This window comes from Pseudomonas sp. OE 28.3 (genome assembly GCF_014268205.2).
GTDB lineage: Bacteria > Pseudomonadota > Gammaproteobacteria > Pseudomonadales > Pseudomonadaceae > Aquipseudomonas > Aquipseudomonas edaphica.
Map to the genome: position 1 here is coordinate 2,784,350 of NZ_CP077082.1, position 14,161 is coordinate 2,798,510.

13 protein-coding genes are annotated in these 14,161 nt (G+C 61.7%); 8 read left to right on the forward strand and 5 right to left on the reverse strand.

The features are described from left to right. Positions 1-65: 65 nt before the first annotated feature. The 8 genes from HU759_RS12770 to HU759_RS12805 all read left to right on the forward strand — a co-directional run bounded on the left by HU759_RS12770 (position 66) and on the right by HU759_RS12805 (position 6,672). Positions 66-914, forward strand: coding sequence for a transporter substrate-binding domain-containing protein (locus HU759_RS12770; RefSeq protein WP_017135917.1), 849 nt, complete (start codon positions 66-68; stop codon positions 912-914). Between the two features lie 52 nt (positions 915-966). Further along, complete coding sequence (locus HU759_RS12775) at positions 967-1,629, forward strand: amino acid ABC transporter permease (RefSeq protein WP_169987647.1); 663 nt, start codon at positions 967-969, stop codon at positions 1,627-1,629. 11 nt (positions 1,630-1,640) lie between these two features. Continuing rightward, on the forward strand, positions 1,641-2,303 hold the full coding sequence (locus tag HU759_RS12780; protein WP_017135915.1) for an amino acid ABC transporter permease: 663 nt from the start codon (positions 1,641-1,643) through the stop codon (positions 2,301-2,303). Next, the gene (locus HU759_RS12785) at positions 2,300-3,082 is read left to right on the forward strand and encodes an amino acid ABC transporter ATP-binding protein (protein ID WP_017135914.1); all 783 of its coding nucleotides are present in this window, start codon (positions 2,300-2,302) and stop codon (positions 3,080-3,082) included. Before HU759_RS12780 ends, HU759_RS12785 begins: the two co-directional genes overlap by 4 nt. Before the next feature lie 15 nt (positions 3,083-3,097). Beyond that, entirely contained in the window at positions 3,098-3,487 is a 390-nt protein-coding gene (locus tag HU759_RS12790) for a RidA family protein (protein ID WP_010210958.1), read from the forward strand. Positions 3,488-3,653: 166 nt separating this feature from the next. Then, entirely contained in the window at positions 3,654-4,418 is a 765-nt protein-coding gene (locus HU759_RS12795) for an IclR family transcriptional regulator (RefSeq protein ID WP_017135913.1), read from the forward strand. Between the two features lie 9 nt (positions 4,419-4,427). Next, positions 4,428-5,636, forward strand: coding sequence for an amino acid deaminase (locus HU759_RS12800; protein ID WP_170040280.1), 1,209 nt, complete (start codon positions 4,428-4,430; stop codon positions 5,634-5,636). 130 nt (positions 5,637-5,766) lie between these two features. Continuing rightward, the gene (locus HU759_RS12805) at positions 5,767-6,672 is read left to right on the forward strand and encodes a sugar kinase (protein ID WP_170040278.1); all 906 of its coding nucleotides are present in this window, start codon (positions 5,767-5,769) and stop codon (positions 6,670-6,672) included. Positions 6,673-6,792: 120 nt separating this feature from the next. Here HU759_RS12805 and HU759_RS12810 read toward each other — a convergent pair whose 3' ends face one another. The 5 genes from HU759_RS12810 to HU759_RS12830 all read right to left on the reverse strand — a co-directional run bounded on the left by HU759_RS12810 (position 6,793) and on the right by HU759_RS12830 (position 13,992). Continuing rightward, complete coding sequence (locus HU759_RS12810; RefSeq protein ID WP_010564624.1) at positions 6,793-7,068, reverse strand: peptidylprolyl isomerase; 276 nt, start codon at positions 7,066-7,068, stop codon at positions 6,793-6,795. A 43-nt stretch (positions 7,069-7,111) separates the two neighbouring features. Further along, the gene (locus HU759_RS12815) at positions 7,112-9,649 is read right to left on the reverse strand and encodes a PAS domain-containing protein (protein WP_170040275.1); all 2,538 of its coding nucleotides are present in this window, start codon (positions 9,647-9,649) and stop codon (positions 7,112-7,114) included. Positions 9,650-9,786: 137 nt separating this feature from the next. Continuing rightward, positions 9,787-11,745 carry an acetoacetate--CoA ligase gene (locus HU759_RS12820; protein ID WP_170040273.1) on the reverse strand — a complete coding sequence of 653 codons (1,959 nt, stop codon included), beginning with the start codon at positions 11,743-11,745 and terminating at the stop codon, positions 9,787-9,789. A gap of 74 nt (positions 11,746-11,819) precedes the next feature. Beyond that, a complete protein-coding gene (gene hbdH, locus HU759_RS12825; protein ID WP_099549137.1) occupies positions 11,820-12,593 on the reverse strand; it encodes a 3-hydroxybutyrate dehydrogenase in 774 nt (257 codons plus the stop codon). A 7-nt stretch (positions 12,594-12,600) separates the two neighbouring features. Beyond that, positions 12,601-13,992 carry a GntP family permease gene (locus tag HU759_RS12830; RefSeq protein ID WP_099489563.1) on the reverse strand — a complete coding sequence of 464 codons (1,392 nt, stop codon included), beginning with the start codon at positions 13,990-13,992 and terminating at the stop codon, positions 12,601-12,603. Between the last annotated feature and the right edge of the window lie 169 nt (positions 13,993-14,161).

A 14,161-nucleotide genomic window follows, 5' to 3' on the forward strand; every position in this document is an offset into this window, starting at 1 on the left:
GTCTATTCCGTTGTTACATACCAAGTTCCGGTATAGCGGAATACACAACTCCTGGAGTGCTTGTCATGCATCACCGACCTTCCGTGTTTAAAGCGTGTGTTTTTCTCTTCGCCGCATCGGCTTCCCTCGCAAGCGTTGTGCACGCGGCGGACAGCAAGCTCGATGATGTGCTCAAACGTGGGCATCTCATTGTGGGTACAGGCAGTACCAATGCGCCGTGGCACTTCCAGGGAGCGGATGGCAAGTTGCAGGGTTTTGATATCGACATCGGCCGAATCGTGGCTAAAGGTTTGTTCAACGACCCAAGCAAGGTCGAGTTTGTGGTGCAGTCCTCTGACGCGCGTATTCCCAACCTGCTGACCGACAAGGTCGACATGAGTTGCCAGTTCATCACCGTCACCGCCAGCCGTGCACAGCAGGTTGCCTTCACCCTGCCTTACTACCGCGAAGGTGTGGGCCTGTTGCTGCCGAACAACAGCAAATACAAGGAAATCGAAGACCTGCAAGCGGCGGGCGATGGCGTGACCGTGGCCGTGCTGCAAAACGTGTATGCCGAAGAGCTGGTGCACCAGGCGTTGCCAAAGGCCAAGGTTGACCAGTACGACAGCGTCGACCTGATGTACCAGGCGGTGAACTCCGGCCGTGCCGATGCCGCCGCCACCGACCAGTCCTCGGTCAAGTACCTGATGGTGCAAAACCCGGGCCGCTACCGCAGCCCGACCTACGCCTGGAGCCCGCAAACCTACGCGTGCGCGGTCAAGCGTGGCGATCAGGACTGGCTGAACTTCGTCAACACCGCGCTGCATGAAGCCATGACCGGCGTGGAATTCCCGGCCTACAAAGCCTCGTTCAAACAATGGTTCGGTGTGGATTTGCCAGAACCTGCGATCGGTTTCCCGGTTGAGTTCAAGTAAATCGTAAATCCTGGGGCGTCGCTGACGGCGCCCCGAGCAGGTACTGCCGACCATGAACTATCAGTTGAACTTTGCCGCCGTGTGGCGTGATTTCCCCAGCTTGCTGGCGGGGCTCGGCCTGGGCCTCGAACTGGCCTTGCTGTCGATCGCCATCGGTTGCGTGATCGGCCTGATGATGGCGTTTGCCATGCTGTCCAAGCACCGGGCGTTGCGAATCTTCGCCTCGGTGTATGTGACGGTGATCCGCAATACGCCGATCCTCGTGCTGATCCTGTTGATCTACTTTGCCTTGCCCACACTGGGGGTCCGGCTCGACAAGATCCCCTCGTTCATCATCACCCTGTCGCTGTATGCCGGTGCTTACCTGACCGAAGTGTTCCGCGCCGGGCTGTTGAATATTCCCAAGGGCTTGCGTGAAGCCGGCTTGGCCATCGGTTTGGGCGAGTGGCGAATCCGCGCCTACATCACCGTGCCGGTGATGTTGCGCAACGTGTTGCCGGCCCTGTCGAACAACTTTATTTCGCTGTTCAAGGACACGTCGCTGGCGGCCGCGATTGCGGTGCCGGAGCTGACCTACTACGCCCGCAAGATCAACGTCGAAAGCTACCGGGTGATTGAAACCTGGATGGTCACGACCGCGCTCTACGTGGCGGCCTGTTACTTCATTGCCATGCTGCTCCGTTACCTGGAACAGCGTCTGGCGATCCGTCGTTAAGGAGGGTTTGCATGTACGAGTCCCCAAGCTGGCTGCATGAGTTGTGGATCGCCCGGGATACGCTCTGGGCGGGGTTTCAAACCAGTATTTATTGCTCGGTGCTGGCGATTATCTTTGGCACGCTGATCGGTATCTTTGCCGGGTTGATCCTCACCTACGGCAAGTTCTGGATGCGCGCGCCGTTTCGTCTGTACGTCGATCTGGTGCGCGGTACGCCGGTGTTTGTGCTGGTGCTGGCGTGTTTTTACATGCTGCCGGCGCTCGGTTGGCAGATCAGCGCGTTCCAGGCCGGCGCCGTCGGGTTGACGCTGTTTTGCGGCTCCCACGTGGCGGAAATCGTGCGCGGCGCGCTGCAAGCCATTCCCCGTGGGCAATTGGAAGCGGGCAAGGCGATTGGGCTCACGTTCAAACAATCGCTGACCTACGTGCTGTTGCCCCAGGCGTTGCGCCAGATCCTGCCGACCTGGGTCAATTCCTCCACCGAAATCGTCAAGGCCTCGACCTTGCTCTCGGTGATCGGCGTGGCCGAACTGCTGCTCAGCACCCAGCAAGTCATCGCACGTACCTTCATGACCCTGGAGTTCTACCTGTTCGCCGGGTTTCTGTTCTTTGTCATCAACTACGCCATCGAGTTATTCGGTCGCTACATTGAAAAGCGGGTGGCCTTGCCATGAACCAACCTCAAACCAACCAACCGCTGCTGAACATTCGCGGCCTGCGTAAACAATACGGCCAGGTCGAAGTGCTCAAGGGCGTCGACCTGTCCATGCAGCGCGGCAACGTGGTGACGTTGATCGGCTCCAGCGGCTCGGGCAAGACCACTTTGCTGCGTTGCGTCAACCTGCTCGAAGAGTTCCAGGGCGGGCAGATCAGCCTGGACGGCGAGTCCATCGGCTACAGCGAAATCGCCGGTAAACGTGTGCGTCACCCCGAGCGGGTGATTGCCCAGCACCGTGCGATGACCGGCATGGCCTTCCAGCAATTCAACCTGTTTCCGCATCTGACCGCGTTGCAAAACGTCACCCTTGGCCTGCTCAAGGTCAAGAAGATGGGCAAGGACGAGGCTGTGGCCCTGGCCGAAAAATGGCTGGACCGCGTAGGTCTGCTGGAACGCCGCAACCACTTCCCCGGTCAACTTTCCGGCGGTCAGCAACAGCGCGTGGCGATTGCCCGCGCCATTGCCATGAACCCCAGCCTGATGCTGTTTGATGAAGTCACCTCGGCCCTCGACCCGGAACTGGTGGGCGAAGTGCTCAGTGTGATCAAGGGGTTGGCGGAAGAGGGCATGACCATGTTGCTGGTCACCCACGAAATGCGCTTTGCCTATGAAGTGTCGGACAAGATCGTCTTCATGAACCAGGGCCGCATTGAAGAGCAGGGGGCGCCGAAAGACATCTTCGAACGCCCGCAATCGCCGCGCCTGGCGGAATTTTTGAAGAACATTCGTTTTTAATCAGGAGCAATTTTTATGAGCATTACTCGTTACGGCGCCGGCAGCACCGCCGGTGGTGGCCAGCCGCGACCTTTCGCCCGCGCCGTGGAAGCTGACGGCTGGCTCTACGTGTCGGGCCAGGTGCCGGCGGTAGACGGTGAAATCATCACCGGCGGCATCATCGAGCAAACCCGCCAGACCATGCGCAACGTGGTGGCGATTCTGGAAGAGGCCGGTTACGAACTCAAAGACGTGGTGCGCGTCGGCGTATGGCTGGAAGACCCACGGGACTTCTGGAGCTTCAACAAAGTGTTCGGCGAATACTTCACCCCGGAACACGCCCCGGCACGCGCCTGTGTGCAGGCCAACATGATGGTGGACTGCAAGGTCGAGATCGATTGCGTGGCCTACAAGAAAAAAGGCTAAATGCCCCTCTCTTGAGATCACTGAAATCCAATGTGGGAGCTGGCTTGCCTGCGATGACGGCGTGTCAGGCAGCCCTGGGTAACTGAACCACCGCCATCGCGGGCAAGCCCGCTCCCACAGGGTACCACTGTGCAGCATTACCACTATGACCGGACCGACGACTGCCATGACCGAAGACACCATCAAACGCCGCGCCAAAGGACTGGACCGTGCATTCGATATCCTCGATTTTCTCAAGGAGATCGGCCAGCCCCTGCGCCCGAATGATATTGCCAGCGGCATCGGTAGCCCCAAATCCACCGTCTATGAACTGGTCGCGTCGTTGCTGGAGCGGCGCATTCTGGAAACGGTGGGCAAGGACGGTCACGTCTACCTCGGCCGCCAGCTGTACTTTCTCGGCCAGGCGCACCTGCGCCATTTCGACCTGACCCGCGAGGCCGACCACGCCTTGCAGGAGATCGTCAGCCAGACCCATGAAACCGCGCAGATGTGCCTGCTTAACGGGCGAAAATACACGGTGGCGCTGATGCGCGAAGGCGAGCGGCATTTTCGTATCTCCTCGGACATTGGCGAAAACGCGCCAATCCCCTGGACCGCTTCGGGGCGCTTGTTGCTGGGGCACTTGAGCGACCAGCAGATCATCGACCTGATCGACTACGACGACTTCATCCTGCCGGACGGCCAGCGCCTGCCGCTGGAAACCTTCCTGGCGCAAATCCGTCAAGCCACCCTCGATGGGTTTTTCTCCTTCGACAGCGTGGCCGACACCTTCACCCATTGCTTTGCCGCCCCGGTGCGGGACGCGCAGGGCATCAGCATCGCGACCTTGTGCATCGTTGCACCGCGCGCCGATGCGACCAAAAACTACAACGACTATCGCCGGGTGTTGATCGACAGCGCCAATAACCTGGCCCGGCGTATCAACGAATAGGAGTACTTCATGTCTGCCCTCAATGCCGTTGAAAAAGGCGCCGCTGCCATTGGCGCCCATCTGGTCCGTGACGTCAGCCTGCCGGCCCTGGTGCTGCACCGCGATGCACTGGAACACAACATCCGCTGGATGCAGGCATTTGTCAGCAACAGCGGTGCAGAGCTCGCGCCCCATGGCAAAACCAGCATGATGCCGGCGCTGTTCCAGCGTCAGATCGAGGCGGGCGCCTGGGGTATCACCCTGGCCAACGCCGTGCAGACCCGCGCCGCCTATGCCGGTGGCGTGCGCCGCGTGTTGATGGCCAACCAGCTGGTGGGCGCGCCGAACATGGCGCTGATCGCCGACCTGCTGGCGGACCCGCATTTTGACTTTCACTGCATGGTTGATCATCCGGACAACGTCGCTGACCTGGGGCTGTTTTTCGCCGCCCGTGGCCTGCGCCTGAACGTGATGATCGAATACGGTGTGGTCGGTGGCCGTTGCGGGTGCCGCAGCGAGCAGGAAGTGCGCGAGCTGGCCAAGGCAATCAAGGCCCAACCGGCCCTGGCCCTGACGGGTATTGAAGGCTACGAAGGTGTGATCCACGGCGAACACGCCGTCAGCGGCATCCGTGACTTCGCCGCCAGCCTGGTGCGCCTGGCCGTGGACCTGCAAAACAATGGCTCGTTCGACTTGCCCAAGCCGATCATCACCGCCTCGGGGTCGGCCTGGTACGACCTGATCGCCGAGTCGTTCGAAGCGCAAAACGCCGCCGGGCGCTTCCTCAGCGTGTTGCGCCCCGGCAGCTATGTGGCCCACGACCATGGCATCTACAAAGAAGCGCAGTGCTGCGTGCTTGATCGTCGCGGCGACCTCAACGAAGGCCTGCGCCCGGCCCTGGAAGTCTGGGCCCACGTGCAATCGATGCCCGAGCCTGGCTTTGCGGTGGTTGCCCTGGGCAAGCGTGACGTGGCCTACGACGCCGGTTTGCCGGTGCCGCTCAAGCGCTACAAGGCCGGGATTGTGCCGGCTGAAGGCGATGATGTAACCGCGTGCAAAGTCACGGCGGTGATGGACCAGCACGCGTTCATGAGCGTGGCGCCGGGGGTTGAGTTGCGTATCGGCGACATCATCTCCTTTGGCACTTCGCACCCGTGCCTGACCTTTGACAAGTGGCAGGTGGGTTGCCTGGTGGATGAGCGGTTGCAGGTCGTTGAATCCTTGGATACCTGCTTCTAAACCGCGTCGTGGCCATCGCAGGCAAGCCAGCTCCCACATTCGACCGAGTTCCTTCAGTTGAAATGCATTCCAGCTGTGGGAGCTGGCTTGCCTGCGATGAGGCCCTCCCACACACCAAGAGTCCCCAGGCATGAACACAACTCCCCGCATCGCCCTGATCGGCGAATGCATGATCGAACTGCAACACCGCGCCGATGGCAGCCTGCAACAGAGCTTCGGCGGCGACACCTTGAACGCGGCGGTGTACCTGCGCCGCGAGTTGGGCGCCGTCGGCACGGTCGACTACGTGACCGCCCTGGGCGATGACAGTTTCAGCGATGCCATGTGCCAGCAATGGACCGCCGAAGGCCTTGGCCTGGGCATGGTCCAGCGCCTGCCCGGGCGTCTACCGGGGTTGTACTGCATCCAGACTGACGCCAATGGCGAACGCAAATTTCTCTACTGGCGCAACGAAGCCGCTGTGCGCGACTGCTTTACCACGCCGGCAGCCGAGCCGATCCTGGCGGCGTTGCCGGACTACGACGTGGTGTATTTCAGCGGCATCACCCTGGCGGTACTGGGTGGAGTCGGACGTGAGCGCTTGCTGCAAACCCTGATCGAAACCCGCCGGCGCGGTGGCAAGGTGGTGTTCGACAACAACTATCGCCCGCGCCTGTGGGCGAGTGTCGACGCGGCGCGCGCGGCGTATCACCAGGTGTTGGCCGAGGTGGATATCGCCCTGCTGACCGAGGATGACGAGCGCGCGTTGTTTGGTTATGCCAACAGCGAGCAGGTGTTCGCGGCGTACCCGGCGATTGCAGAAGTGGTGCTCAAGCGCGGGGCGGATGCGTGCTTGATCCGTTGTAATGGCGAGCGCTTTGCGGTGCCGGCGCTGAAGGTCGAGAAGGTGGTGGATACGACGGCGGCGGGGGACTCGTTCAGTGCGGCGTATTTGGCCAGTCGGCTCAAGGGCGGCTCGCCTGAGCAGGCGGCGTTGGCCGGGCATCGGTTGGCGAGTAGGGTGATTCAGGTGCCCGGGGCTTTGATTGCGCGGTGAATGGCCGCCTGCGGCGGTTCGCAGGCAAGCCAGCTCCCACATTTGACTGCATTTTTCCAGTTGAAATGCGCTCAAGTGTGGGAGCTGGCTTGCCTGCGATAGCGGTCCTGAGCCAACCCCTCAGTCGCGGTAAAACACCTGCACTAGGTGGTAACCAAACTTGCTCTTGATCGGCCCGTGCACCACTTTCACCGGCTTCTTGAAGATAACGGCATCAATAACCCCCACCATCTGCCCAGGCCGCACTTCACCCAAATCACCGCCGCGCTTGCCGGAGGGGCAAGTGGAGTACTTTTTGGCCAGCACATCAAACGCTTCGCCCTTGGCAATGCGCTGCTTGAGCTGTTCGGCTTCTTCGCTGGTTTTCACCAGAATATGACGGGCTTGGGCTTTCATAAGGTTCTACCAGGTGTGCGACGGCGCGCGATTATGCCTGAACTCATTCGTCGACGTTGATCATGCTGCGGATTTTAGTCGCCAGCAGATCAATGGAAAACGGCTTGGCCACCATGTCCATGCCGTCCTCCAGGAAGCCCTGGCGCTCGGCGGCTTGTTCAGCGTAACCGGTCATAAATAATACGCGCAGGCCCGGCCGGTGCTGACGGGCGATTTCGGCCAGTTGCCTGCCGTTCATGCCCGGCAGGCCGACATCGGTGACCAGCAGGTCCACGCGCAGGTCCGATTCCAGCAGCGGCAGCGCGGTGCGCGCATCTGCCGCCTGGTGAGCGGTGTAGCCCAGCTCGGCGAGCACATTGACCACCAGCATGCGCACCGCCGGGTCATCCTCGACCACCACCACCGCTTCACCGGCGAGTGCCAGCGGCGCTTCGCCCAAATGCGGCGGCAGGTTGCTTTCCAGCGCGGTGCCGTGCAACCGCGGCAGGTACAGGCGCACGCAGGTGCCCTGGCCGGGTTCGCTTTGGATGGTCACATGGCCGCCGGATTGCTGGGCAAAGCCGTAGATCATCGACAACCCCAGGCCGGTGCCCTGGCCGATGGGCTTGGTGGTGAAGAACGGGTCGAAGGCCTTGGCGAGAATCTTCGGCGCCATGCCGGTGCCGTTGTCGCAGACGCCGAGCATCACGTAGTCGCCGGCCTTGACCGGCTCCAGCGTGGTGATGTCGGTGCCGTCCAGGTAACTGTTGGCAGTTTCGATGCGCAATTCGCCGCCGTCGGGCATCGCGTCGCGGGCGTTGATCACCAGGTTGAGCAAGGCGTTTTCCAGCTGGCTGGCATCGGTGTTGACCGGCCAGATATCTTTGCCCAATTGCACCTTGAGCGTGATATGCGCGCCTTTGGTGCGACGGAACAAATCTTCCAGGGACGCCACCAGCTCGTTCGGGTCCAGTGGCCGGCGGTCCAGCGATTGGCGGCGTGAGAAGGCCAGCAGCCGGTGGGTGAGGGCGGCCGCGCGATGGGCGGACGACACGGCCGCATCGGTAAAACGGCCGATTTCGTCGCTGCGCCCGGCGGCGATATAGCGCTGCATCAAGTCCAGGCTGCCGATAATGCCGGTGAGCATATTGTTGAAGTCATGGGCGATACCGCCGGTGAGCTGGCCGACCGCTTCCATTTTTTGTGCATGGCGCAGTGCGTCTTCGGCGCGCTCACGCTCGAACATCTCGTTTTGCAGGCGCTGGTTGGCCTCGGCCAATGCCTGGGTGCGCTGGGCCACGCGTTCTTCAAGGTTTTCGTTGAGGTGGCGCAGGGCTTCTTCGGTGAGTTTGCGTTCGGTCTCATCGATCACAAAAATGTAGAAACCATTCACCGAGCCGTCATTGCTGAAGCGCGGCAAGTACTTCATCAGCGCATGGCGCGGCCGGCCGTCGCGGTGCGGGGTGATGGTCATGAAGCTGCAGGCCTTGCCGCGCAGCGCGGCGTCGATCTTGTCCGCGCGCCCGGCATACACCTCGTCGCCGAGTACTTCGCGGATGCTTTTGCCGTACAGCTCCTGGGGCGTCATGCCGTACCAATCGAGGTAGGCGCTATTGTTGAGGCGAAAGCGCTGCTCGTGGTCGACATAACCGATCAGCACCGGCATGGCGTTGATGATCAGTTGCAGCTCGGTCTGGCTTTGACGCAGCGCCTGTTCGGTCTGCTTGCGCTCGGTCAGGTCCAGCGCTGCCCCCAGGAAACGCGCCGGGCGGCCTTGGTGGTCCTTGTAGCAGCGGCCGCGGGCAAACACCCAGCGCACCTCGCCATCGGCCTGCAGCAGGCGGTATTCCTCGGCGTATTCGGTGCCGAAGGTGATGCAATGCTTGATGCTGCGCGCGACCATGCCGCGGTCTTCGGGGTGAACGCCGTGCAGGTAGTCACTGATGGGGAGCAGGCCGGCGTCTTGCGGGTCGACACCGTGCAAGTGGGCAAAGTGGGCGTCGGCGATAAAGCGGTCTTCGCCGATATCCCAGTCCCAGGTGCCCACCGCATCGGTTGCCGCCAGTGCCAGTTGCAGACGTTGTTCGCTGTTGTGCTGGGCCTTGAGGCTGTCCTCGGAGCGCTGTTGCAGTTCGAGGGTTTTGCTGCGCCGCTCATTGGTCTCGATGGCAGTGACCAAGATCCCGGCCACGCTGCCGCCTTCGTCGCGCACCGGGCTGTAGGTGAGGTCGAGCCAGATTTCGGTGTCGCGGTTATTGCGTTGCAGCACAAAGCGCTGTTCGCTGAAGGTGCGCACCTGGCCGCCGAGCACCGCGTCGTAGATCGGCGCAGTAAAACTCTCAAGCTCCGGCCAGGTGTCATGGGCCGGTTGGCCCAGCGCCTCGGGATGCTTGTTGCCCGCGAGCACGGCGAAGCTGTCGTTATAGAGCTGGGTGAGCTGGCTGCCCCACAACAGCAGCATCGGCATCGGTGAATGGACGACGATATCGACGGCTGTGCGCAGGCTTTGCGGCCAGTCACCGGCCTCACCGAGCGGGCTTTGCGCCCAGTTCAGCCGCGCAATCAATGCGGCGGCTTCGCTACCGGTGGATGTTCCATTCATGAAAAAGCCCTGCACCTGACACTTTGAAATACGACAACAGCCGATTATCCCGCGAGACGGGAACGGCTGACTACCCCTCGAAAAATAGCATGCATTGAGGCGTTGTCTTCAAATCAGTGCGTCAGAGCTGAAACCTTTCATCCGTCCGCCAGCTCAGGGCGGTTGCGAAACTGTTCCAGCGCCTGCGGGTTTGCCAGGGCATCGGTGTTTTTGACCGGCTCGCCATGCACCACATTGCGCACCGCCAGCTCGACGATCTTGCCACTGATGGTGCGCGGTATGTCGCTGACGGCGAGGATCTTCGCCGGGACATGGCGCGGCGTGGTGTTGGCGCGGATCACCTGACGAATCTGCTGCTCCAGCGCGTCATCCAGCGTGATGCCTTCGTTGAGCCGCACAAACAACACCACCCGCACATCGTCCTGCCAGCGTTGGCCGATGGCCAGGCTTTCCAGGACCTGCGGGACTTTTTCCACCTGGCGATAAATTTCTGCGGTGCCGATGCGCACACCGCCGGGGTTGAGCACCGCGTCGGAGCGCCCATGAATCAGCAGGCTGCCATTGGCGCGCTGCTCGGCGTAGTCGCCCTGGGCCCATACGCCGGGGAACTGGCTGAAATACGAAGCCCGCAGTTTTTTCTGGTCGGGGTCATTCCACAGGCCAATCGGCATGGCCGGAAAGTGCCGGGTACACACCAGCTCGCCTTTTTCCCCGACCAGCGGCTGGCCCTGGTCGTCCCACACTTCGATGGCCATGGCCAGGCTCTTGCACTGCATTTCGCCGCGCCGTACCGGCAGCACCGGGTTGCCGATCACAAAGCAGGAGACGATATCGGTGCCGCCCGACATTGACGACAGGCACAGCTCGGCCTTGATCTCGCGGTACACATAGTCATAACTCTGCGGCGATAGCGGCGAGCCGGTCGAGATCAGGCCTTTGAGGCTGCCCAAATCGTGGCTCAGGCGCGGTTGCAGGCCAGCCTTTTCCAGGGTGGCGAGAAACTTGGGGCTGGTACCGAATACGCTGATTTTTTCCGCGTCGATCAGGTCGATCAGCCGCTCGGGGCCGGGGTGAAACGGCGAGCCGTCATACAGCACCGCCGTGGCACCCAGGGCCAGCACTGACACCAGCCAGTTCCACATCATCCAGCCGCAGGTGGTGTAGTAGAACAGGCAGTCTTCGCGCGACAGGTCGGCGTGCAGTCCGTGTTCCTTTAGATGGGTGAGCAGCACGCCGCCGGTGCCGTGGATGATGCACTTGGGCACGCCCGTGGTGCCGCTGGAGTACAGGATATACAGCGGATGATCGAACGGCACCGGGACAAATTCAGGCTCGCCGCCGGGTTGGTAGAAGTCGTTCCACAGTGCGACCCTGGCGTGGGTGCGGTAGTCCTCGACGCGCGCCTGGGGCTGGGCATACGGCACGATGATCAACTGTTCCAGGGACGGCAGGCGTTCGAGGATTTCATTGAGTTTGGTGCTTTGGTCGATGTTTTTGCCGGCGTAGCGGTAGCCCGCGCAGGTGATCAACACCTTGGGTTCTATCTGGCCGAAACGGTCGATCACGCCTTGGGTGCCGAAGTCCGGCGAGGAGCACGACCAGATCGCGCCCAGGCTGGTGGTGGCAAGCATGCCGACCAGGGTTTGCCAGGTGTTGGGCATGCACGCAGCCACGCGGTCGCCCTGGGTCACACCGGCCGCCCGCAAGCTGCGCTGCAAGCCTGCGACATGCTCGGCCAGTTCGGCATAGGTCAGTTGTTCGCGCTGGCCCTCTTCGCTGACCGCCACCACCGCCGGGTGAGCATCCCGACGGCGCAGCAGGTGTTCGGCAAAGTTCAGGGTCGCGCCTGGGAACCACTCGGCGCTGGGCATTGCCGCGCCTTCGATCAGCGTGGTGCTGGGCGGGTTGCGAAAGTGTACGTCGAAAAAGGACACGATCGCCTGCCAGAAGGCTGGGCGCTGGTCGATGCTCCACTGGTGCAGGGCTGGGTAGTCGCGCAGCTGCACGCCGTAGTGTTGGTTGATGAAGCGCCGGAACTGGTCCATTCGCGTGTTGGCGATGCGTTCGGGGGAGGGTTGCCAGAGGATCTCGGACATTTGCGCAATCTCTTGTTTTTGTACAAAACCTCCAGCCAACACAGGTCGCAACTGTGGGAGCTGGCTTGCCTGATTTACTGGGCCAGCCAGCCGCCATCGATATTCCACGCGGCGCCGCGCACTTGGGCGCCAGCTTCACTGCACAGGAACAACACCAACTCACCCAGCTGTGGCGGCGTCACAAACTCCAGCGACGGCTGTTTCTCGGCCAGCAAATCATGCTGCGCCTGCTGCGGATCAACGCCCTTGGCCGCTCGATCATCAATCTGCTTTTGCACCAGCGGCGTCAACACCCAGCCTGGGCAGATGGCATTGCAGGTGACGTTACCGGTGGCGGTCTCCAGGCCCACCACCTTGGTCAGGCCGATGACCCCGTGTTTAGCCGCCACGTAGGCCGCCTTGCCCACCGAACCGACCAAACCATGCACCGATGCGATATTGACGATGCGCCCCCAGCCCTTGGCCTTCATGCCCGGTAAACTCAAGCGCGTGCTGTGGAACACCGACGACAGGTTGATCGCGATGATCGAATCCCAGCGTTCCACCGGGAAGTCTTCCACGGCCGCCACGTGCTGAATACCGGCGTTGTTGACCAGAATGTCGACGCCGCCGAACTCGCGCTCGGCGTAGGCAAACATGTCGGCAATTTGCGCCGGGTCGCTGACGTCCGCCGGGTGATGCCCGACCTTGCCGCCGAACGCCTGCACCTGGGCGACCGCCGCACTGGCGTCGCCGAAGCCGTTGAGGATCAGGTCGGCGCCGGCCTTGGCCAGGCTCAGTGCGATGCCCAAGCCGATGCCGCTGGTAGAGCCGGTAACCAGGGCGGTCTTGCCATTCAAAGTCGTCATGAAAACCTCACACAATGCCAGTGGCGTAGAAAGTACCGATCACCACGAACACCGCGAGGGTCTTGATGATCGTGATGCCGAAGATGTCCTTGTAGGCTTCGCGGTGGGTCAACCCGGTGACCGCGAGCAGGGTGATGACCGCGCCGTTATGGGGCAGGGTGTCCATGCCGCCACTGGCCATGGCCGCAACCCGGTGCAGCACTTCAAGGGGGATATTGGCCGCATGGGCCGCCGAAATAAAGCTCTCGGACATGGCCGCCAAAGCGATGCTCATGCCGCCGGAGGCAGAGCCGGTGATACCGGCCAGCAGGGTCACGGTAATCGCTTCGTTGACCAGCGGGTTGGGGATGCCCTTGAGCCAGTCCGCCAGCACCAGAAAGCCTGGCAGCGAGGCGATCACCGCGCCAAAGCCGTATTCCGAGGCGGTGTTCATGGCCGCCAGCAGCGCGCCGCTGACCGCGCTTTTACTGCCTTCGGCGAGCTTGCTTTTGATCGCCGACCAGCCGAACACCAGCACCATGACGATGCCCACCAGCAACGCCGCCTGCACTGCCCAAATCGCCGTGAGCTTGGCGATGTCGGTGGTCACCGGCGCGCTCATGCCCGGCAGGCTGAGGCTGTGGGTCTTGCCGTACCACTGCGGGATCCAGTGGGTGAACAGCAGGTTCATCACGCCCACCAGAATCAGCGGCGACAGCGCGACCCACGGGTTGGGCAGCGCCAGGTTGTCGGCGGTTTCCGGCTCGTTGCGCAGCTCGGTGCCATAACCTTCACCGGCGCGTTGTGCCTTGTTGCGCTGGCGCGCCAGGTAGAGCATGCCGGTGCAGAACACGAAGACCGTGCCGATCAAACCCAGCCACGGCGCCGCCCAGGCGGTGGTGTTGAAGAAGGTGCTGGGGATGATGTTCTGGATCTGCGGCGTGCCGGGCAGGGCGTCCATGGTGAACGAAAACGCACCGAGGGCGATGGTCGCCGGGATCAGGCGCTTGGGAATGTTGCTCTGGCGGAACATCTCCGCCGCAAACGGGTACACCGCAAACACCACCACAAACAGCGACACGCCGCCGTAGGTGAGCAGGGCGCAGACCAGCACAATCACCAGCATCGCCTGGCGCGTGCCAAGCAAGCGGATGGCGGCGGCCACAATCGAGCGCGAAAAACCCGACAGCTCGATCAGCTTGCCGAACACCGCGCCGAGCAGGAACACCGGGAAATACAGTTTGATAAAGCCGACCATTTTCTCCATGAACACCCCGGTAAACGCGGGGGCGACGGCGGACGGGTCGGTGAGCAGCACGGCGCCGAGGGCGGCGATAGGGGCAAACAGGATCACGCTGTAGCCACGGTAGGCAGCCAGCATCAGCAGCGCGAGGGCTGCCAGGGCAATGATCACACTCATGGTGTGTCTCCAGATCGAATTGTTATTTTTGTGGGGGTGGTGCGTTGGAGAGGGGCTATAGCGAGATGTGTGCCAATTGATTAAGTTGTTGAAATATATAGATATTATTATTTTGTGCGGGTGCAATTCTTGAGATTATCTCTTTTTTGAGACTGACAAGGATCAAAAG

What these genes read in the sequence shown, in the direction of transcription:
- HU759_RS12770 (WP_017135917.1), top strand. Translation starts at nt 66, where the DNA reads ATGCATCACCGACCTTCCGTGTTTAAAGCGTGTGTTTTTCTCTTCGCC.
- HU759_RS12775 (WP_169987647.1), top strand. Translation starts at nt 967, where the DNA reads ATGAACTATCAGTTGAACTTTGCCGCCGTGTGGCGTGATTTCCCCAGC.
- HU759_RS12780 (WP_017135915.1), top strand. Translation starts at nt 1,641, where the DNA reads ATGTACGAGTCCCCAAGCTGGCTGCATGAGTTGTGGATCGCCCGGGAT.
- HU759_RS12785 (WP_017135914.1), top strand. Translation starts at nt 2,300, where the DNA reads ATGAACCAACCTCAAACCAACCAACCGCTGCTGAACATTCGCGGCCTG.
- HU759_RS12790 (WP_010210958.1), top strand. Translation starts at nt 3,098, where the DNA reads ATGAGCATTACTCGTTACGGCGCCGGCAGCACCGCCGGTGGTGGCCAG.
- HU759_RS12795 (WP_017135913.1), top strand. Translation starts at nt 3,654, where the DNA reads ATGACCGAAGACACCATCAAACGCCGCGCCAAAGGACTGGACCGTGCA.
- HU759_RS12800 (WP_170040280.1), top strand. Translation starts at nt 4,428, where the DNA reads ATGTCTGCCCTCAATGCCGTTGAAAAAGGCGCCGCTGCCATTGGCGCC.
- HU759_RS12805 (WP_170040278.1), top strand. Translation starts at nt 5,767, where the DNA reads ATGAACACAACTCCCCGCATCGCCCTGATCGGCGAATGCATGATCGAA.
- HU759_RS12810 (WP_010564624.1), bottom strand. Translation starts at nt 7,068, where the DNA reads ATGAAAGCCCAAGCCCGTCATATTCTGGTGAAAACCAGCGAAGAAGCC.
- HU759_RS12815 (WP_170040275.1), bottom strand. Translation starts at nt 9,649, where the DNA reads ATGAATGGAACATCCACCGGTAGCGAAGCCGCCGCATTGATTGCGCGG.
- HU759_RS12820 (WP_170040273.1), bottom strand. Translation starts at nt 11,745, where the DNA reads ATGTCCGAGATCCTCTGGCAACCCTCCCCCGAACGCATCGCCAACACG.
- hbdH (WP_099549137.1), bottom strand. Translation starts at nt 12,593, where the DNA reads ATGACGACTTTGAATGGCAAGACCGCCCTGGTTACCGGCTCTACCAGC.
- HU759_RS12830 (WP_099489563.1), bottom strand. Translation starts at nt 13,992, where the DNA reads ATGAGTGTGATCATTGCCCTGGCAGCCCTCGCGCTGCTGATGCTGGCT.